Annotated in this window: 20 protein-coding genes and 2 pseudogenes; 9 read left to right on the top strand and 13 right to left on the bottom strand. The window is 58.4% G+C overall.

Translation table 11 applies throughout. The features are described from left to right. Positions 1-20: 20 nt before the first annotated feature. Positions 21-152, top strand: a pseudogene (locus tag ACA067_RS12860) (type II toxin-antitoxin system RelE/ParE family toxin); the annotation flags it as partial. A 12-nt stretch (positions 153-164) separates the two neighbouring features. Continuing rightward, the gene (locus ACA067_RS12855; protein ID WP_497462100.1) at positions 165-356 is read left to right on the top strand and encodes a hypothetical protein; all 192 of its coding nucleotides are present in this window, start codon (positions 165-167) and stop codon (positions 354-356) included. Positions 357-491: 135 nt separating this feature from the next. Here ACA067_RS12855 and ACA067_RS12850 read toward each other — a convergent pair whose 3' ends face one another. From ACA067_RS12850 to ACA067_RS12815, 8 genes and pseudogenes are all read right to left on the bottom strand, one after another. Further along, the gene (locus ACA067_RS12850) at positions 492-938 is read right to left on the bottom strand and encodes a hypothetical protein (protein ID WP_497462099.1); all 447 of its coding nucleotides are present in this window, start codon (positions 936-938) and stop codon (positions 492-494) included. A gap of 84 nt (positions 939-1,022) precedes the next feature. After that, positions 1,023-1,210 (bottom strand): annotated as a pseudogene (locus tag ACA067_RS12845) (cupin domain-containing protein); the annotation flags it as partial. A 44-nt stretch (positions 1,211-1,254) separates the two neighbouring features. Continuing rightward, positions 1,255-1,914 (bottom strand): ATPase, encoded by a 660-nt coding sequence (locus tag ACA067_RS12840; RefSeq protein ID WP_497462098.1) that lies wholly within the window; start codon positions 1,912-1,914, stop codon positions 1,255-1,257. Positions 1,915-1,991: 77 nt separating this feature from the next. Next, complete coding sequence (locus tag ACA067_RS12835) at positions 1,992-2,276, bottom strand: hypothetical protein (protein ID WP_497462097.1); 285 nt, start codon at positions 2,274-2,276, stop codon at positions 1,992-1,994. 174 nt (positions 2,277-2,450) lie between these two features. Then, the gene (locus ACA067_RS12830; RefSeq protein ID WP_007895886.1) at positions 2,451-2,999 is read right to left on the bottom strand and encodes a cupin domain-containing protein; all 549 of its coding nucleotides are present in this window, start codon (positions 2,997-2,999) and stop codon (positions 2,451-2,453) included. Between the two features lie 280 nt (positions 3,000-3,279). Next, complete coding sequence (locus ACA067_RS12825) at positions 3,280-4,566, bottom strand: NAD(P)/FAD-dependent oxidoreductase (RefSeq protein ID WP_497462096.1); 1,287 nt, start codon at positions 4,564-4,566, stop codon at positions 3,280-3,282. 52 nt (positions 4,567-4,618) lie between these two features. After that, positions 4,619-6,109 carry an aldehyde dehydrogenase gene (locus ACA067_RS12820; protein ID WP_497462095.1) on the bottom strand — a complete coding sequence of 497 codons (1,491 nt, stop codon included), beginning with the start codon at positions 6,107-6,109 and terminating at the stop codon, positions 4,619-4,621. A 220-nt stretch (positions 6,110-6,329) separates the two neighbouring features. Further along, on the bottom strand, positions 6,330-7,706 hold the full coding sequence (locus ACA067_RS12815) for a glutamine synthetase family protein (protein WP_497462094.1): 1,377 nt from the start codon (positions 7,704-7,706) through the stop codon (positions 6,330-6,332). Positions 7,707-7,986: 280 nt separating this feature from the next. Here ACA067_RS12815 and ACA067_RS12810 point away from each other — a divergent pair, with 280 nt between their 5' ends. From ACA067_RS12810 to ACA067_RS12790, 5 genes are all read left to right on the top strand, one after another. Next, positions 7,987-8,748, top strand: a complete 762-nt coding sequence (locus ACA067_RS12810) for a gamma-glutamyl-gamma-aminobutyrate hydrolase family protein (protein ID WP_497462093.1) — start codon at positions 7,987-7,989, stop codon at positions 8,746-8,748. Between the two features lie 385 nt (positions 8,749-9,133). Continuing rightward, on the top strand, positions 9,134-10,276 hold the full coding sequence (gene potA / locus ACA067_RS12805) for a polyamine ABC transporter ATP-binding protein (protein ID WP_497462092.1): 1,143 nt from the start codon (positions 9,134-9,136) through the stop codon (positions 10,274-10,276). A gap of 29 nt (positions 10,277-10,305) precedes the next feature. After that, positions 10,306-11,187, top strand: a complete 882-nt coding sequence (locus ACA067_RS12800) for an ABC transporter permease subunit (RefSeq protein ID WP_497462770.1) — start codon at positions 10,306-10,308, stop codon at positions 11,185-11,187. Then, a complete protein-coding gene (locus ACA067_RS12795; RefSeq protein WP_497462091.1) occupies positions 11,184-12,068 on the top strand; it encodes an ABC transporter permease subunit in 885 nt (294 codons plus the stop codon). The genes ACA067_RS12800 and ACA067_RS12795 overlap by 4 nt, the downstream gene beginning before the upstream one ends. Before the next feature lie 185 nt (positions 12,069-12,253). Beyond that, on the top strand, positions 12,254-13,351 hold the full coding sequence (locus tag ACA067_RS12790) for a polyamine ABC transporter substrate-binding protein (protein WP_497462090.1): 1,098 nt from the start codon (positions 12,254-12,256) through the stop codon (positions 13,349-13,351). Positions 13,352-13,698: 347 nt separating this feature from the next. Here ACA067_RS12790 and thpR read toward each other — a convergent pair whose 3' ends face one another. Next, a complete protein-coding gene (thpR, locus tag ACA067_RS12785; protein WP_497462089.1) occupies positions 13,699-14,238 on the bottom strand; it encodes an RNA 2',3'-cyclic phosphodiesterase in 540 nt (179 codons plus the stop codon). 60 nt (positions 14,239-14,298) lie between these two features. Here thpR and ACA067_RS12780 point away from each other — a divergent pair, with 60 nt between their 5' ends. Further along, positions 14,299-14,493, top strand: coding sequence for a hypothetical protein (locus ACA067_RS12780; protein ID WP_497462769.1), 195 nt, complete (start codon positions 14,299-14,301; stop codon positions 14,491-14,493). A gap of 14 nt (positions 14,494-14,507) precedes the next feature. Here the strand turns inward: ACA067_RS12780 and ACA067_RS12775 are convergent, their stop codons facing one another. Further along, positions 14,508-14,861, bottom strand: a complete 354-nt coding sequence (locus tag ACA067_RS12775; protein ID WP_064678178.1) for a DUF1428 domain-containing protein — start codon at positions 14,859-14,861, stop codon at positions 14,508-14,510. A gap of 16 nt (positions 14,862-14,877) precedes the next feature. Continuing rightward, on the bottom strand, positions 14,878-15,942 hold the full coding sequence (locus ACA067_RS12770; RefSeq protein WP_497462088.1) for a hypothetical protein: 1,065 nt from the start codon (positions 15,940-15,942) through the stop codon (positions 14,878-14,880). Positions 15,943-16,386: 444 nt separating this feature from the next. Here ACA067_RS12770 and ACA067_RS12765 point away from each other — a divergent pair, with 444 nt between their 5' ends. Further along, entirely contained in the window at positions 16,387-16,647 is a 261-nt protein-coding gene (locus tag ACA067_RS12765; RefSeq protein WP_497462087.1) for a hypothetical protein, read from the top strand. On the opposite strand, the gene ACA067_RS12760 is transcribed toward ACA067_RS12765, so the two are convergent. Both ACA067_RS12760 and ACA067_RS12755 read right to left on the bottom strand, forming a co-directional pair. Beyond that, a complete protein-coding gene (locus tag ACA067_RS12760) occupies positions 16,637-17,797 on the bottom strand; it encodes an HlyD family secretion protein (protein WP_497462086.1) in 1,161 nt (386 codons plus the stop codon). The genes ACA067_RS12765 and ACA067_RS12760 overlap by 11 nt on opposite strands. Positions 17,798-17,803: 6 nt before the next feature. Further along, a complete protein-coding gene (locus ACA067_RS12755; RefSeq protein WP_497462085.1) occupies positions 17,804-18,652 on the bottom strand; it encodes a hypothetical protein in 849 nt (282 codons plus the stop codon). Position 18,653: the final 1 nt, after the last annotated feature.

Here is an 18,653-nt window from a genome sequence, read left to right as displayed (position 1 = left end):
ATTTCACTTCGATCTGCCCTGTTTTCGTGGGCCCTGGCTACAGAGTCTACTTGGTACGTACCGGGACGCCTGATTACACGATGCTCACTGGAAGCGATAAAACGGATCAAGCGCGAGGCATCATACGAGCTAAAAAGATCCTGAGACCCTGATAGGTAAATGACATGAGAGAAACGACATTCAATCCCGAGGATATGCCCATCCTCAACCTCGACACTTCTGGCACAAGTCGTCACGAAGCTTCCAATTTTCTCGACAGCCCGGAAATTATGGCGGCTTACATTGCTGAAAGCACGAAGGCTGATGACACGACACTGTTTCATGCACTGGATGTAGTTGCAGAGCTAAAGACATGAACAAAATCGCTCAGGAAGCGAGTACCAACCGAGAAAGCCTATACAAAGGATCGAAAAAGGCGACGTGAATAAGGTGACAGATATTTATTAAATAGATCTGTGTCTTTTCGGCCAGTCACTTTTTCGGTTTTTTTGTTAGCGCATGGACATGAGGCGCCTGCGCCGTGATTGCCCAGTATAGAAGCTCAACCAAAACAAGAGTAATGTAAAAACAAGAAACATGATGGCTACAATCAATAAATAAGGCACCCCATCTAAAAACTCAATTTTTTTCACCTGAGGAATAAAAACTATGGCCCCGGTTGCAGCTCCAATGAAAATTCCAATCCAAGAACCAAGCAAACTCATATGCTTTTCATCCATCATCTCACCAAGCCAAACATTCCGTAGTCTTGGAATATAAAAAAGCAAGCAAAAAAAGCTGATAGCTATATAGGCCACAATGTAGGCCGTTCGCAAGTCGCTACCCTCCAAGGGTATTAGCTGCTTTATCCCTCCAACAACTATCAGTGTATAAAGCCCCGCGGAACCGAGGACAAGAGAGCACACCCAGATATAATAACGAACATTATTAAAACTCATAAAAACATGATCCATCACGGCTACAATATTTGAAAACATTATAGCGATGCATCAGATCGATGGAAGCACTGAAACATCTACTAATCAAAAATTAGCCGGTGTACTAGCACTGAGATTTCCGCCCCATCCGCCCCAATATTCTGAAACCGATACGGCAACGTCGCTGGAAAGTAATACCCATCTCCGGCGTTCAGCACACTGATTTGTCCATCCACCGTCAACTCAGCAGTGTCACGGGTGACAAGACCACATTCCTCCCCTTTCAAAAAAACAAAGGTAACTGATCTTTTTACTACATCGACTTGTCACCATGATGCTAGGTCAGTTTGTCCAGTACGTACTGCTTGAACCACGCCGGCTGGATATCTGACACGATATCTATGTCTTCGCCCTCAGTTATTTCCGCAATTTGGGCAAAACTAGTATCCCCATCTTGGGAGTTGTCGAAGATGTATGCCCGATTGGACACTAAAATAGCATCGGCCAAATTGTCTAAAGAACGTGCATAGCGCGATCGAATTTTGTCCAGCGGAACGTCGTGCCCACCTATCGAAGCACGATAAGCAACCCGAGCCACGTTGATTTCAGCGTCTGCGGTAGCTACGTAGTACACATATACCCGGTAACCGGCCAAACGTGCTTGCTGCAGCAACTCGATTTTACTGACATCTGACATAACGGTTTCAAAAGTGAAGCTCGCAAGCTCCTGGATCAGCGATACACGGATGAAGTCGGAAAGTACTGAGGCAATGTACGAGTCTATCTGCCGTGAAGGAAATACAAGCTGATCATCTTCAATGATCAAATCATCGAGCTTGGCTAAAGATTCAGGGAATTTAGCAAGGAGCCCGCTGGCACGTAAAAAAGGGATCGCGCGATCCACATGTGCCTGGAGCTTGAACTGCGCAAAATCGAAGACGCCTGTTTCACGAATACCTAACTCGATCGCATCAGGATTGACGTAGTTTACGAGCAAGTGAGCTGGGACTTTTGAATTGAACGTACTCTTACCGCTGCCATTCGGCCCAGCGAAAATCCTGACCCTAGGTGTACTCAAGCCTGTTTCAGAGGAACAAATTCCCCGTCCCGAGTCTTCTTGACCTTCAGTCGAGTGCCGGCCTTGATCGTCCCGTAGGTCTCGACTGAGCGAAGGATCACAGTCTCAGCATTAGAAACCTTCACCAACTGACCTGCACGAACCACAAGCACAGACTGCCCTCTGGAGAGCGCCACATTATAGGCGTCTCTGAAAGCCTTTGCGGCAATCGAGGGAATCATGGATTCTTGGGCGACAATTTGCGCCTCAGTCTTGGGACGCTTCTCTTTCTTACGAGACATATCTGACTCCGGCTCACACCTGGTACGTATAACCAATAATTATCATACATCCCAATGGGCGTCGAGCGCTGAGCCGCTTCAGGCCCAGCAGGTTTTCAAATCAGTCATGAGGTAATATTTCAGGCATCGTTTACGCCGGCTTTGGACCGTACGGCCACCTAGCCGCTTTCAGCATCAGAAGTTAGCGGGAGTGTTGGCACTGATGATCTCCGCCTCATCCGCCCCAATATTCCGAAACCTATGCGGTAGCGTCGTCGGAAAGTAGTACCCATCCCCGGCATTCAGCACACTAATCTGTCCATCAACAGTCAGCTCAACAGTGCCACGAGTGACAAGCCCACACTCCTCCCCTTCCGAATGCACAATCGGCTCTTCCCCCGAACTCGCCCCCGGCGCGTACTGCTCGCGCAACAACCGCATCTGCCGACTCGGCACCGAAGCGCCAATCAGCAGCAACCGCAGCCCATGACGGCCCAAATCCGGCTGTTCGTTGGCGCGGAACACGTATTGATGCTCACGCGGTGGCTGATCAAAGGTAAAGAAGTCCGCCAAGGACATGGGGATGCCTTCGAGCAGTTTTTTCAGGGAGCTGACGGAGGGGCTGACGCGATTTTGTTCGATCAGGGAGATGGTGGCATTGGTGACGCCGCTACGTCGGGCCAGCTCGCGCTGGGAGAGTTTGTAGCTTTCGCGTACTAGTTTGAGTCGTGAGCCCGTGTCCATGACAGCCTTATGCGAAGAATACTTAAGGGTTATGGGGGTGGATGGCGGGCGACTTTTGGCCGCGAAGGTACCGCTTCCCTGTCCCGGAAATGTGAAAGTCGGGTATTAAATCACGTTTGTGGGTGTTGCTGTAGGAGCAAGCTTGCTTGCGATGGGGGCGGGTCAGGCAACATCAATATCGACTGGTATGGCCTCTTCGCGAGCCGGCTCGCTCCCACAGGGTATTGCGGTGTGGCGGTGCCGGCGGCAACCTTTTTGGGGGGCCGCCGGTGGGTTGAAGCTAGATGCCGAAACGGTCACGCAGCGCATAGTACGCGGCACCCATGGCGGTCAGTGGGGCCTGGAAGGTGCGGCCACCGAGCATGGGCATGTGCGGCAACGATGCGAAAGCGTCGAAGCGCTCGGCGTCGCCGCGGATCATTTCGCTGATGAGTTTGCCGGCCAGGTGCGAGCAGGTGACGCCGTGGCCGCTGTAGCCTTGCATGTAGTAGGCATTTTTTTCGATGCGGCCGAATTGCGGCATGCGGGACATGGTCAGCAGGAAGTTGCCGGTCCAGCGGTAGTCGATCTTTACGTCCTTGAGTTGCGGGAAGGTCTTGAGGATTTTTGGCTTGATCAATTGCTCGATGTCGTCCGGTTCGCGGGCGCCGTAGACCACGCCGCCGCCGTACAGCAAGCGGTTGTCAGCGGTGAGGCGGTAGTAGTCGAGCAGGTAGTTGCAGTCTTCGACGCAGTAGTTGTTTTTGATCAGGCTGCGCGCAACCTTTTCGGACAACGGTTCGGTGACGACGATTTGCGAGCCGCACGGCATGCTTTTGCGCGTGACGCGGTTGTCGAGGTCTTGCGGCAGGTAGGCGTTGCCGGCGATCAGCAGGTACTTGGCGCGGACCACGCCTTTGGCGGTGCGCACGGTGATCGGTTCGCCGTAGGTGATTTCCACCGCGGCCGATTGTTCGTAGATTTTGCCGCCCAGGCCAATGATGGCCGAGGCTTCGCCGAGGGCCAGGTTCAGCGGGTGGATGTGGCCGCCCTGCAGGTCGAGCAGGCCGCCGACGTAGTTGTCGCAACCCACTTCGCGCTTGATGTCTGCCGCGTCGAGCATCTTCAGGTTTTTGTTGCCATAGCGTTCCCAGCTGCTTTTCTGCTCGGCTAGGCCTTTGAGTTGCTTTTTGTTCAGCGCGGCGAAGATGCCGCCCGGGCGGTAGTCGCACTGGATGTCGTAGTGTTGTATGCGCTGACGGATGATGTCGGCGCCTTCGAAGATCATGCTGCCGAGGACTTCGGCGGTCTTGTCGCCGTAGCGTTCTTCGATCACGTCGACGTCGCGGCTGTAGGAATTGACCAGTTGGCCGCCGTTGCGACCGCTGGCGCCGAAACCGACTTTGGCGGCTTCGAGCACGGTAACGCTGTAGCCCGCCTCGCAGAGGAACAGGGCCGAGGACAAACCGGTGTAGCCGGCGCCGATCACGCAGACGTCGCAGTCCACCGCTTGTTCGAGCACCGGGAAGTCGCCGGTGAAGTTGCGGGTGGCGGCGTAGTAGCTGTTTACATGTGTTGTTTGTTTCATACGTTTCTCCGATGGCCGCCAGCATGTGCCGGCGACCGCCGCTGTAAAGGTGTTAGAGCTTGATCCAGGTCGCTTTGAGTTCGGTGTATTTGTCGAACGCGTGCAGCGATTTGTCCCGACCGTTACCCGATTGCTTGAACCCGCCGAACGGCGCGGTCATGTCGCCGCCGTCGTACTGGTTGACCCAGACGCTGCCGGCGCGCAGGCCGCGGGCGAAGGTGTGGGCCTTGCTCAGGTTGCTGGTCCACACGCCTGCGGCCAGGCCGAAGATGCTGTCGTTGGCGATGGCCAGGGCTTCTTCTTCCGTGTCGAAGGTGATCAGCGACAGCACCGGGCCGAAGATTTCTTCCCGGGCGATGGTCATGGCGTTGGTCACGCCGTCGAAAATCGCCGGTTCCACGTACAGACCGCCGGTGGCTTCGAGGGCGCGGCTGCCGCCGGCGATCAGTTGCGCGCCCTGGTCTTTGCCGACCTGGATGTAGCGCAGCACGTTGTCCAGTTGACGCTGATCGACGACGGCGCCGACGGTGGTTTCCGGATCGAGGGCGTGCCCCGGTTTCCAGGCTTGCAGGGCTTCCACCAGTAGCGGAATGAATTGCTCGCGGATCGAGCGCTCAACCAGCAAACGCGAACCGGCGGTGCAGACTTCGCCCTGGTTGAAGGCAATCGCACCGGCCGCGGCTTGTGCTGCCGCGCGCAGATCCGGCGCGTCGGCGAACACCACGTTCGGGCTCTTGCCCCCTGCTTCGAGCCAGACGCGTTTCATGTTGCTTTGCCCGGCGTAGATCAGCAGTTGCTTGGCAATCGCGGTGGAGCCGGTAAAGGCCAGCACGTCGACGTCCATGTGCAACGCCAGCGCCTTGCCGACGGTGTGGCCGTAGCCCGGCAGGACGTTGAACACGCCTTTGGGGATGCCGGCGTCCAGCGCCAGTTGGGCGATGCGGATCGCCGTCAGTGGCGACTTTTCCGAAGGCTTGAGGATGAACGAGTTACCGGCTGCCAGGGCTGGGGCAAACTTCCAGCTGGCCATGATCAGCGGGAAGTTCCACGGCACGATGGCGGCGACAACACCGGCGGGTTCGCGGGTGATGAGGCCGAGTTGGTCGTGGGGTGTGGCGGCAACTTCGTCGTAAATCTTGTCGATGGCTTCGGCGCTCCAGCGGATCGCGTTGGCGGTCGCCGGGATGTCGATGTTCATCGAGTCGTTGATCGGCTTGCCCATGTCGAGGGTTTCGAGCAGGGCCAGTTCTTGCTGGTTGGCCAGGATCAGGTCGGCGAAGCGGATCAGGATGCGCTTGCGCTCGGCGGGTGCCAATCGCGCCCAGATGCCGGATTCGAATGTTTGGCGCGCGACGGCGACTGCCGCGTTGGCGTCGGCTTCGTCGGTGCTGGCGACGTTGGCCAGGAAGCGGCCGTCGACCGGGCTGATGCATTCGAAGGTGTCGCCGCTGAGTGCCGGGCGGTATTGGCCGTCGATGAAGGCGCGGCTTTCTATTGTTAGGGACTGGAAGCGTTGTTCCCAGTCGCTGCGAGTGTTTGTCATGGTTGTGACTCGACGCAGAGGAATAAGTAGTCGTCGGACTAAAGCCGACCAATCAAGTATCAGAACACCGCAATCCCCTGTGGGAGCGGGCTTGCCCGCGATGGCGGTGTGTCAGGCGCCACCCATATTGACTGTGCCGCCCTCATCGCGGGCAAGCCCGCTCCCACAGGGATTGGCGGTGCACACATGTTTTGTGTGCACCCCGAATCCACGGGCCTCATCAGACGGTATGCAAATACCAGTTGTACTCAAGGTCCGAGATGGAGTTCTCGAACTCGGCCAGCTCGCTTTCCTTGCACGCCACGAACACGTCGATGTACATCGGATCGATGTAGCGCGACATGACTTCGCTGTCGTCCAGCTCGCGCAGGGCATCGCGCAGGTTGTTCGGCAGGCTTTGCTCGTTCTGCTCGTAGCTGTTGCCTTCCACCGGGGCGCCCGGTTCGATTTCGTTGGTCAGGCCGTGGTGGATACCGGCCAGGACCGAGGCCATCAGCAGGTACGGGTTGGCGTCGGCGCCGGCTACACGATGTTCGATGCGCACCGCGTCCGCGGAACCGGTCGGCACACGCACCGCGACGGTACGGTTGTCGATGCCCCAGCTCGGCGAGTTCGGTACATAGAACTGCGCACCGAAACGCCGGTACGAGTTGACGTTCGGGCACAGGAACGCCATCTGCGCCGGCAGGGTCTCGAGCACACCGCCGATCGCGTGTCGCAGCGCGGCGTTCTGCTCGGGATCCTCGCTGGCAAAGATGTTGTTGCCTTCTTTGTCGAGAATCGAAATGTGCACGTGCAGACCGTTACCCGCCTGGCCCGGATACGGCTTGGCCATGAAGGTGGTGTCCATCTCGTGGTCGTAGGCGATGTTCTTCACCAGACGCTTGAGCAACACCGCGTAGTCGCAGGCCTTGATCGGGTCGTTGACGTGATGCAGGTTCACTTCGAACTGCGCCGGGGCGCTTTCCTTGACGATGGCGTCGGCAGGAATGCCCTGCTCTTTCGCGCCTTCGAGGATGTCTTGCAGGCAATCAACGTACTCGTCCAGGTCGTCGATCAGGTACACCTGGGTCGAGATCGGACGTTTGCCGGACACCGGCGAGCGTGGCGACTGCGGGCGACCGTTCACGTTGTCCTGGTCGATCAGGTAGAACTCGAGCTCGAACGCGGCGCAGATGGTCAGGCCCATTGCATCGAACTTGCTCACCACCTGACGCAGCACTTCGCGAGGGTCAGCGAAGAACGGCTGGCCTTCGAGTTCGTGCATAGTCATCAGCAGTTGCGCGGTCGGGCGCTTCTGCCAGGGCTCGATGCTGAGGGTATTGGGGATGGGAAAACAGATCCGGTCCGAGTCGCCGATGTCCAGACCCAGGCCGGTGCTTTCTACCGTAGAACCGTTGATGTCCAGAGCAAACAGAGAGGCCGGGAGATTGATGCCTTTTTCGTAGACCTTATGAAGACTGGTGCGCTCGATGCGCTTGCCGCGCACCACACCGTTCATATCCGCAATCAGAAGGTCGACGTACAAAACCTCAGGATATTTCTTAAGGAATGCGTTTGCTTCGTTGAGTTGAACGGCACGCAGAGGGACCGACATGATGCACCTATTAGCTGTTAATTATTATGTTCACTACCTTGTCACGAGCCCAGTCAATCCGAAAGGCAAAGTGAAGTCAATAGCGAACACTTGGCCTTGAGACCTTTATTTTCGGGCGTTTTTTGGGCACGAGAGTGCCAGATGAGTCCTGTGCACCGCGTAAATCCTGAGGATCGGACGTGTGGCGTTTAGAATTTTTTACATGAGAGTTGTTAATTAAAATCAACAAGGCTAAGCTCCGGAAAAGCTCGTTCAAGTGTGAAACTTCGAGGTGATAAAAATGGCACTCAAGCCATTGATCGGCGTTACAGCGTGCGTCAAACAGATTGGCCTGCACCCCTACCACGTCAGCGGCGACAAGTACTTGCGTGCTGTCAGCGTCGCGGCGTTGGGGCTGCCCGTGGTCATTCCTTCCTTGGGCGACCTGACCGACATCGAGGACCTGCTCGCGCAGCTCGATGGTCTGTTGCTCACCGGCTCGCCCTCGAATGTGGAACCCTTCCACTATCAAGGCCCGGCCAGCGCCCCCGGCACGGATCACGATCCGGCGCGGGATGCCACCACCCTTCCTTTATTACGTGCAGCCATCGCCGCCGGTGTTCCGGTGCTCGGCATCTGCCGCGGTTTTCAGGAAATGAACGTCGCGTTCGGCGGCAGCCTGCATCAGAAGGTGCATGAACTGCCGGGCATGCTCGATCACCGGGAGGCGGACAGTCCGGAGCTGGCGGTGCAATACGCACCGGCGCATGCGGTGACGGTGCAACCTGGCGGCGTGTTTGAAGCGCTGGATCTGCCGCAAGTGTTCCAGGTCAATTCGATTCACAGCCAAGGCATTGATCGACTGGCTCCGGGCTTGCGCTCGGAAGCGGTGGCACCGGACGGTTTGATCGAGGCGATTTCGGTTGAGCACAGCAGGGCCTTCGCCGTCGGTGTGCAGTGGCACCCGGAATGGCAGGTGCTTTCGAATCCTCCTTATTTGAGTATTTTCCAGGCGTTTGGTGAGGCGTGCCGGCAACGGGCCGCGTTGCGTAACAAGCGCTGACTTAAAAACGATTAATCCATTTGCTGCCCCCGTGTGTCCGGCGGGTGCGCCTTTGCGCGCCCGCCCCTCACGACAACAACACACTGCGATAACAACAAGTACCACCAGGCAGCCAGGACGGCGGCGCCGAATAAGCCCGAGCGGTACGGGCCAGTGAGCCAAACGCAGTCCCCTGTAGGAGCTGCCGAAGGCTGCGATCTTTTGATCTTGATCTTGATCTTGATCTTGATCTTGATCTTGAAGAGCAAAGTCAAAAGATCGCAGCCTTCGGCAGCTCCTACAGGGACCGTGTCTGGATTGATTGGCACCGTACGACCTGGGCTTGCAATCCACTCTTAAGTCAGGCCGCGTTGGCCCGACGACTGAAACCTGTTGGGAGTTTCACATGGCAAACGCCTCCAGCATCTACAGGAAGGCTCTTGAAGGTCACCAGTCACCGAAAAAGGTGCTGGTGAAAGTCGACCGCGTCACCAAGAAATTCGACGAAACCACCGCGGTGGACGATGTCTCGCTCGAGATCCATCAAGGGGAAATCTTCGCCCTGCTCGGTGGTTCCGGCTCGGGTAAATCGACGCTGCTGCGTATGCTCGCCGGCTTCGAGCGCCCGACCGAAGGACGGATTCTGCTCGACGGTGTCGACATCACCGACATGCCGCCGTACGAACGGCCGATCAACATGATGTTCCAGTCCTACGCGCTGTTCCCGCACATGACGGTGGCGCAGAACATTGCCTTCGGTTTGAAGCAGGACCGTTTGCCCGCCAGCGAAATCGACGCCCGCGTGGAAGAGATGCTGCGGCTGGTGCACATGACCCAGTACGCCAAGCGCAAACCCCATCAGTTGTCCGGCGGTCAGCGTCAGCGTGTGGCCCTGGCCCGTTCCCTGGCCAAGCGTCCAAAGCTGTTGCTGCTGGACGAACCGATGGGCGCGCTGGATAAGAAGCTGCGTTCGCAGATGCAACTGGAGTTGGTGGAGATCATCGAGCGGGTCGGCGTGACTTGCGTGATGGTGACCCACGATCAGGAAGAGGCCATGACCATGGCCCAGCGCATCGCGATCATGCACCTGGGCTGGATCGCCCAGATCGGCAGCCCGGTCGACATCTATGAAGCGCCGGTCAGCCGCATGGTCTGCGAGTTCATCGGCAATGTGAATGCCTTCGACGGTACGGTCGTGGAAGACCTGGAAGGTCACGCGATCATTCACAGTCCGGACCTGGAACAGAAGATCTACGTCGGTCACGGCGTCAGCACCTCGGTACAGGACAAGTCGATCACCTACGCGATCCGCCCGGAAAAACTGCTGGTCAGCACCACCCAGCCCGAGACCCGCTACAACTGGTCCCAGGGCAAGGTGCATGACATCGCCTACCTCGGCGGCCACTCGGTGTTTTACGTCGAGCTGCCTGGCGGCAAGGTCGTGCAGTCGTTCATGGCCAACGCCGAACGCCGTGGCGCCCGTCCGACCTGGGACGACAAGGTCTACGTGTGGTGGGAAGACGACAGCGGCGTGGTACTGCGCTCATGAAAACACTCAATCAGCAGTTTATGCGGCTGATGCCGAGTGGTCGAAAGCTCGTCATCGGGATTCCTTTCCTGTGGCTGTGCCTGTTCTTCATGCTGCCGTTCTTCCTGGTGATGAAGATCAGCTTCTCGGAAGCGGCGCTGGCCATTCCTCCCTACTCCGAGATCTACACCTTCGCCGAGCAGAAATTCGAGCTGTTGCTGAACCTCGGCAACTACTCGTTGCTGACTCAGGATGAGTTGTACATCTCGGCTTACTTCGGCTCGTTGAAGGTGGCGTTTTTCAGCACCCTGATGTGCCTGGTGCTCGGCTTCCCGATGGCCTACGCGATCACCAAGGCCAGCAAGGAAACGCAGAACGTCCTGTTGTTGCTGATCATGATGCCGACCTGGACCGCGATCCTGATCCGCGTCTATGCATGGATGGGCATCCTCAGCAACAACGGTTTGCTCAACGGGTTCCTGATGTGGACCGGGCTGACCGATCACCCGATCGAGATCCTCAACACCAACACCGCCGTCTATATCGGCGTGGTGTATGCGTATCTGCCGTTCATGGTGCTGCCGCTGTACGCCAACCTGGTCAAGCATGATCAAAGCCTGCTGGAAGCCGCGTCCGACTTGGGTTCGAGCAACTTCAACAACTTCTGGAAAATCACTGTGCCGCTGGCCAAAAACGGGATCATCGCAGGAGCAATGCTGGTGTTCATTCCGGTGGTCGGCGAGTTCGTGATTCCGGAATTGTTGGGTGGTCCCGAGACCCTGATGATCGGTCGCGTGCTGTGGCAAGAGTTCTTCAACAACCGCGACTGGCCGGTGGCGTCTGCCCTGGCGGTGGTGATGCTGTTGATCCTGATTGTGCCGATCCTGTTGTTCAACCGTAGCCAGGCCAAAGAGATGGAGGGTCGGGGATGAAACGCTTCGGATTTTCAAAGTTCATGCTGATTTTCGGCCTGTCGTTTATCTATCTGCCGATGCTGATTCTGGTGATCTACTCGTTCAACGCGTCCAAGCTGGTGACGGTGTGGGGCGGCTGGTCGGTGAAGTGGTACGTCGGCCTGCTCGACAACTCGCAACTGATGGGCTCGGTGGTGCGCTCGCTGGAAATCGCCTGCTACACCGCGATTGCCGCGGTGGCGCTGGGGACCTTGGCAGCGTTTGTGCTGACTCGCGTGACGCGCTTCAAGGGTCGCACGCTGTTCGGCGGTCTGGTCACCGCGCCTTTGGTGATGCCGGAAGTGATCACCGGTCTGTCGCTGTTGCTGCTGTTCGTGGCCATGGCGCAATTGATCGGCTGGCCGATGGAGCGTGGCATCGTCACCATCTGGATCGCCCACACCACCTTTTGTGCCGCTTATGTCGCGGTGGTAGTCTCCGCCCGCCTTCGCGAGCTGGACCTGTCCATCGAAGAAGCGGCCATGGACCTCGGGGCCAAGCCGTTCAAGGTGTTTTTCCTGATCACCATTCCGATGATCGCGCCGTCACTGGCGGCGGGCGGCATGATGTCGTTTGCCCTGTCGCTGGATGACCTGGTGCTGGCGAGCTTCGTCTCGGGCCCGGGTTCGACGACCTTGCCGATGGAAGTGTTCTCGGCGGTGCGCCTGGGGGTGAAACCGGAGATCAACGCCGTGGCCAGCCTGATTTTGCTGGCGGTATCGATCGTGACCTTCATGGTCTGGTATTTCAGCCGCCGTGCTGAAGCCACCCGCAAACGGGCGATTCAGGAAGCGATGGACCAGACCGCCAGCGAATCCTGGCAGCAACCGAAAAAGCAAATGGCAGAAGCGACGGTTTAGTGCCGCCCCCTGTAGGAGCGAGCTTGCTCGCGATGGACGTTAACGATGACGCGGGCTACCTGAATTAACGCGGCGTCCTTGAGTTTTTCGCGAGCAAGCTCGCTCCTACAAAGGAGCGCGCAAGCGTTCTCGCCACAAATGTTTGCTGTGTGATTTTGAATAAAAAAAGAAATGGAGTTGTACCGATGAAAATGTTTGGCAGGACTCTGCTGACACTGTCCTTATTGGGCGCAATGGTTACCGCCGCCCAGGCCAATGACAAGGTACTGCGCGTCTACAACTGGTCGGATTACATCGCCCCGGACACCGTCAAGAAGTTCGAAGACGAGACTGGCATCCGCGTGACCTACGATGTGTTCGACAGCAATGAAACCCTGGAAGCACGGCTGCTCGCCGGCAAATCCGGCTACGACATCGTCGTGCCGTCCAACAGCTTCCTGGCCAAGCAGATCAAGGCTGGCGTGTATCAGGAACTGGACAAGTCGAAACTGACGAACTGGAAAAACCTCAACCCGGTCCTGCTGAAGAACGCTTCGGCCAGCGACCCGGATAACGGCCATGCCTTCCCGTACATGTGGGGTTCGATCGGCATCGGCTTCAACCCGGACAAGGTCAAGCAAGTGCTCGGTGACAACGCGCCCACCAACTCCTGGGATTTGTTGTTCAAACCGGAAAACGCGGAAAAGCTGAAAGCCTGCGGCATCAGTTTCCTTGATTCGCCGACCGAGATGCTCCCGGCCGCCCTGCACTACCTGGGGTACCCGGTGAACTCCCAGGACAAGGCGCAGATCGCCGAAGCTGAAGCACTGTTCATGAAGATTCGGCCATCGGTGGCTTACTTCCATTCGTCGAAGTACATCTCGGACCTGGCCAACGGCAACATCTGCGTCGCTGTCGGTTACTCAGGCGACGTGCTGCAAGCCAAGGCTCGCGCGCAGGAAGCCGGCGATACCGTGAAGATCGACTACAGCATTCCGAAAGAAGGCGCCGGCAGTTTCTACGACATGGTCGCCATCCCGCGGGATGCGGCGAACGTGGAAAACGCCTACCTGTTCATGAACTTCCTGATGCGCCCGGACATCATCGCCGAAATCACCAACAACATCGGCTACAGCAATGCCAACGCGGCGGCAACGCCCTTGGTGGATGAGGCGATTCGGGATGATCCGGGGTCGTATCCATCGCAGGCGGTAATGGCGACCTTGTATGCGATTCCGGATATGCCGATTGGCGTGCAGCGGGTGATGACCCGGGGGTGGACGCGGGTGAAGCTCGGCCAGTAATTCACTTGGCATCTGTGCTGTATTTGAAATTGCCATCGCGGGCAGGCCCGGCTCCCACAGGGGGTTGGGTCGTTCACACATCCGTGTTCCACCATAAATCCCTGTGGGAGCGGGCTTGCCCGCGATGGGGCCGTCATGTTCAACATTGATGGCCACTGACACACCGCTTCGCGGGCAAGCCTCGCTTCTACAGGGGTAGGCCAGACATAAAAAATGTTGCGTTGTTTACCCTTTTCCGTTCACGCAGCGCCTTACCACCGCTGCCCTCCTCTCTGACGAACGGCCTCACCTGGCTTCCTCGGTACAGGTGAAGTTTGGCGCCCTCGGGCGCCTTTTTTTTGTGTGCGCTACGACGAACCCAGCGGCCATTGCGCCAATGCCCGATAGCGCCCTTTATGGGATTCGAACAAGGTGAAGTGTTCGGCGCGCAAAAAGAACTCGGGGGGAGTCGCAGATTCAGGCACCGGCATTCGATAGTCGCGCATCAACGTCAGGTGCGGGCGGAATTCCTTCGGTGCGTCTTCAAACCCGAACGGCAACATCGCCTGTTCCAGCGCATAAACCAGGCGCAACATCTGCGGCGGTGCCTGATCGGGGGCCAGCACCAACACCCCTGCCCTGCGCCAGACCTCCAGACGATCCAGCACAACCCGCAAAGGCATGCCCGGCTTTCGGACCTTCGCGGCGGCCGTACAGATTTCGGCAATCCGGGCCACGCCGACCGCGCCCAGAAACAACAGCGTCAGGTGAAAATTTTCCGCCGGCACCGGGCGTCCGCTCCTGAGCTGCAGGTCACCGCGCCATTGGGCAATCGCCCTGCGTTGGGCAGGCGCGCAGTCCAGGGCAAAAAACAGTCGTTTCAACGGCTCGTGGGATTCGTCGCTCATACGTGGCACCTCCTGACATCCAAGTTATAGTTCATGCAAACGATTCAACTGGAGGGGGCCATGCGAGAAATCATCAGCAAGGAGCCATGGTGGGCCGTGCCACCCAAACCCGGGCAGGATGAGTCCGAGCTGGAATGGGGTTGGCTGGTCCATTACAACGAAGGTGAACCGCGCTTCGAGTTCGTCAGGGAGCGGCCGTCGGACAGCGAGATTCGTCAACGCAAGAGTTGCAGGATCACCCCGACGCCGGAGTGATCCTGTCGTGGGTTTCAAGCCTTCACGAGCATGTCGAAACCGCCGAAGATCATGCGCTGGCCATCGAACGGCATCGGATTGACGTCGGGCTGGAGCCGCGGATCAGCCATGAGTTTTTCCATGCCCTTGTCCCGGGTGGCCTTGTCGGGCCAGACGATCCAGGAAAACACCACGGTTTCGTCATCCTTGAGCTTCACCGCCATGGGAAACGACGTCACCTTGCCATCAGGCACATCGTCGCCCCAGCATTCGGCAAGGCTGAGCGCCCCGTTCTCGATGAAAACGGCGGCGGCGGACTCGGCGTGTTTCTTGAATTGCTCGCGGTTGGCGGTGGGTACGGCAATCACAAAGCCATCTACGTAGGACATGGTCGTTCTCCTTGAGTCATGGGGCCATCTGCTGGTTAGTCGATTCGGTTGCGGTCCAATCGACATGCCCGCCGTCCAGTCCGACCGACGGCTCGACGCTGCTCGCCAGATTGCCTTCGATCTGCCCGGCCATGTACAGCGTCCCGGCCATCACACCGGAGGTCGGATTTTGCACCAGCTTCGTCCAGGCCTTGTCGAACGTATTGCCCAGGCTGCTGCGAATCAGCGCTTCGCTGTCGGGCCGATCGTTGGCCTGAATGATCGCGCGGATGCCCGCGACCCCCACGGAAATCAAGGCCCCGGCCAGCTTCCCCGCCGCCGCGGCCACGGCACTGGCCGCCCCGCGCGGGGCCATTTCGGCTTCGATCCGTTTGCTGGCGCGCTTGGCCACGGGGGCCATGGCGGTTTCGGTGTTTTCCACCCCCTTGTCGCCGCCCGCCTTGTGGATCTTGTCGATCAGCGCCGCATACGCCGGCAAGGTGTTCAGCGGCTGGGTGTGCACCACCTGATAAAGCGAGGCGTTGCGGGCCGATGGCGGTCCCAGGGCGATGGCCGGTATTTTCTGGATGCGGCCATTGAGCTGGGCCATCGGTACACCGTGACGCTTGGAGATTTTCTGCAATTCTTCCTGAAGAATATCCACGTAGAACGCCGTAGCCAGGCTGAGAATCTGGTCAGGATCGATCTCCACCGCGACCGGCGCCAGCACGCGCTTCTGGTATTGCTCCAGCAGATAGGCGGCCAGGCGCTTGGCCGAGGCATCCTGCTCGCCCTTGGCGCTGAGGCTGTACCAGCTGACCTTCATCGATAGCCATTCCTGGGTCCAGTAGCTGCTGAACCATGGGATGAAGTTTTCTTCGGTCAGTTGATAAACCCGGGTTCGCCAGTAGTCCATGGCACCGCGCGAGTAGATCTTGGTCTGTTCGGTGGCCGATTGCGATGCTTCGACAATCTCCCGGTCCACCTGCTGCCAGGTGCTCTGGGAAATCACTACCGGCGGGGCTGGCACCGGCGCACGCGCAGGCGTGACGCACCCCGCCAACACCACCAGCACGGCGACGATCAGCGAACGCAGGTTCAAGATCGTGGTGTCCTACAGTCTTCCCCCCGAACAGGATATTCGGTGGTTACAAGCCTTCTGATTTGAGTATAGGTGGCGGTGATTGGCCATTCGTCTGGATGTTGTGGCCGAGGCTCAGGGCCTCATCGCGAGCAAGCTCGCTCCCACAGGGGGCTGTGTCGTACACGAAACAGTGTCACACCGCAGAACCCTGTGGGAGCGGGCTTGCCCGCGATGAGGCCCTCGAAATCACCGCAAAAACCGACCATCACTTACATCGATATCCATCATCGCCACGAATGCCTTCCGCTAAAAACCCGACAGCGTAGGATCAATCTCACCCCCAACACCAAACCCCGAATCGGAGGGGCACATCATGATCATCCATCTCCTGACCTGCCTGGCCCTGACGGCCGTCACCCTGAGCATTTTTTCCTGGTATGTCCTGTCCGAGGAGCGCACGTCATGATCCACTCCGTCACCCTGGCCGTGAGTTTTCCGGTCTTTGGCAGCAACTACTACGCCCAGCAAGGCGTCTCGCGCAATGAGCTGTCTCTGGTGTTCGACCAAGACTTCGAAGCGTTGCTGATGCCGGCCGCCACTAACCACTTCAACAACGAAGTGGTCGGACTCAATGATCAGTTCCGCTTTTTGAACGACGTACTGGTCGAGCATTTGCTGGAGTCGGAGTTGGAGCAGCATTCGTCCCGTTCATTCACCTTTTGAGAGCGGATGGGCGTTCATGCCCATCCGCCATGACTGATTGCCCCTGCGCTCCATCAGTGGTTGTTCGATCCACTGCAATGAAGTCGGCTATACCCTCGATGAGTTCACGGCTGTCACTGAACATCTGCTGCCAGTCGGTAGGAAAGCGCACATTCAACGGCAGTTGATCGATTCGCCAGCGCGGCGACAGCGGTTGATCAAAACGGGCGGCGACCTGCAAGCCCATCTCGCTGGCCGCGAACGGCCCACGCAATACCGTCGGCGTACGACCGGCGCTGTCCACGGCCTGGACCACACGGGCCGTCAGCCATTCGCCATCGGGCATGCGCACGCGCAGTGGCTGGCCAACTGCGGCGTAGCTGATGTTCAGCGGTTCCAGATAGATCCACAGCAGCGGCTCTTCCAGTCGCTCAATGCGCATCAGCAAGGTCCCGGCACCGACGTTTTCGCCGGGATTGACTAATACTTCGGCTACCCGACCGCTTTGTGTGGCATTGACCGATAAGGCTGCGAGGCGCGTTTTCAACCACTGCTGCTCGGCGTTCTGTTGACTGATCTCGCGCTCGACGCTCAGCGGTGACTGGCGAGCCAGTTGCTCACGGCGCTCGAACGCCAACAGGTCGGCGCGAAAAGCATCGAGTTCGGACTCGGCCGCCAGCACTTCACCCCGCGAGACGGCGCCTCGATAAACCAGCTCTTCCAGGGTCTGCACCCGTTGCTCCGCCCTGCTCACCCGGGTCCGGAGCAACTGACGCTCCCTGCCGTCCAGTTGGATGTTGGCGGCGCGCGCCGGGGCTTTCGGCATTGCCGCCAGTTGCAACAGCCGGGCACGCCATTCCGGATTGTCCAGATTGACCAAGGGTTGATCGGACCGCACCTGCTCACCGGCCCTGACGAACAGCTGTTCGACACGACCGGCTTCCCGCGCGCGCACCTCGAGAATCTGCAGGCGCAGTTGCGCTGGCGCGTCGATCATCAGCATGCCGTAGGCCAGTTTTGCGCCCAGCCAGATCAAGGGGCTGGCGACCAGAAACAGGATCAAATACCAGCGCACACGAAACGCTGCGCGCTTGCTCGGCGCGTAGAGCACGGTCAATCCCTGTTCCTGGGTGGGGTGGAGTTCTTTACGACTGTCAAATCGGATTTTCATGACAGCTCACCGTTTTGGAAAGTCTCGCCAGGCTTGCCAGTCGATACCGGCAATTCCTCGTGGTTGCAGCTGTTCGCGCCAGGCGCTGGTCTGGCGTTGCAACTGTTCGGTCGACGCACCTGCCCAGGATTCAGTGGCATCCAGTTGCGGCTCCGTGCTTTGCGCCAGGCGAAATTGCAGATCCGGCCAGCGCTTGGCGATCTGCTCGGCCTTGCGGGCACTGTTTTGCGGGTTGCGGGTGTAGATCATCAGGCTGACCCGATGCACGCCCGCATCGGGAAGCGCGCATGGCACACAGGTCTGTCCGGGCCTGGCCTCGGTGAACCAGCGATGATGACTGGAAATTTCCACCGGCCATGGGCTCTCTTTGGCAGCCGCACGCAAGGTCTCGAGCCAGTTCTTCAAGTTCTGATCCGGTACTGGCACGCCTAATTGCTCGACTTCCAGATCCAGGTGCAGGCTGGCGAAGGAAAGCCCTTTGAGTTTGGTCAGTAAGTCGGTGAGCTGATGGCGTTGCTGCGGCTCGATCCAGGCCGGATCGCCGAGCAACAGGCTCACTTGCAACCGCTCGCTGGCCGCTTCCTGCAGCAATTGCTCCAGCTGTCGGCGGGTGGCGACCAGGTCATCGATCTGTGCGGCCTTGAGGCCCAGGTAGATCTTGTCCATCCCGGCCCTGCGCAGTGCTTCCAGCTCCGCCTGGCGTTGCTCGGGATCGAGCAAGGCTTCACTGTCCCAGACGTAGCTGGCCTGGGACCATCTGTCCGGTCCTGCTCCCGGTGCCTGATGCGTCAGCGGCAGGGCGAACAACACCGCAGGCGATAACGACAGCATCAGGACCAGGAGTAACGAGCGCATA

Source organism: Pseudomonas sp. LBUM1674 (assembly GCF_059695635.1).
This window is presented reverse-complemented; position numbering and strand designations above follow the sequence as displayed.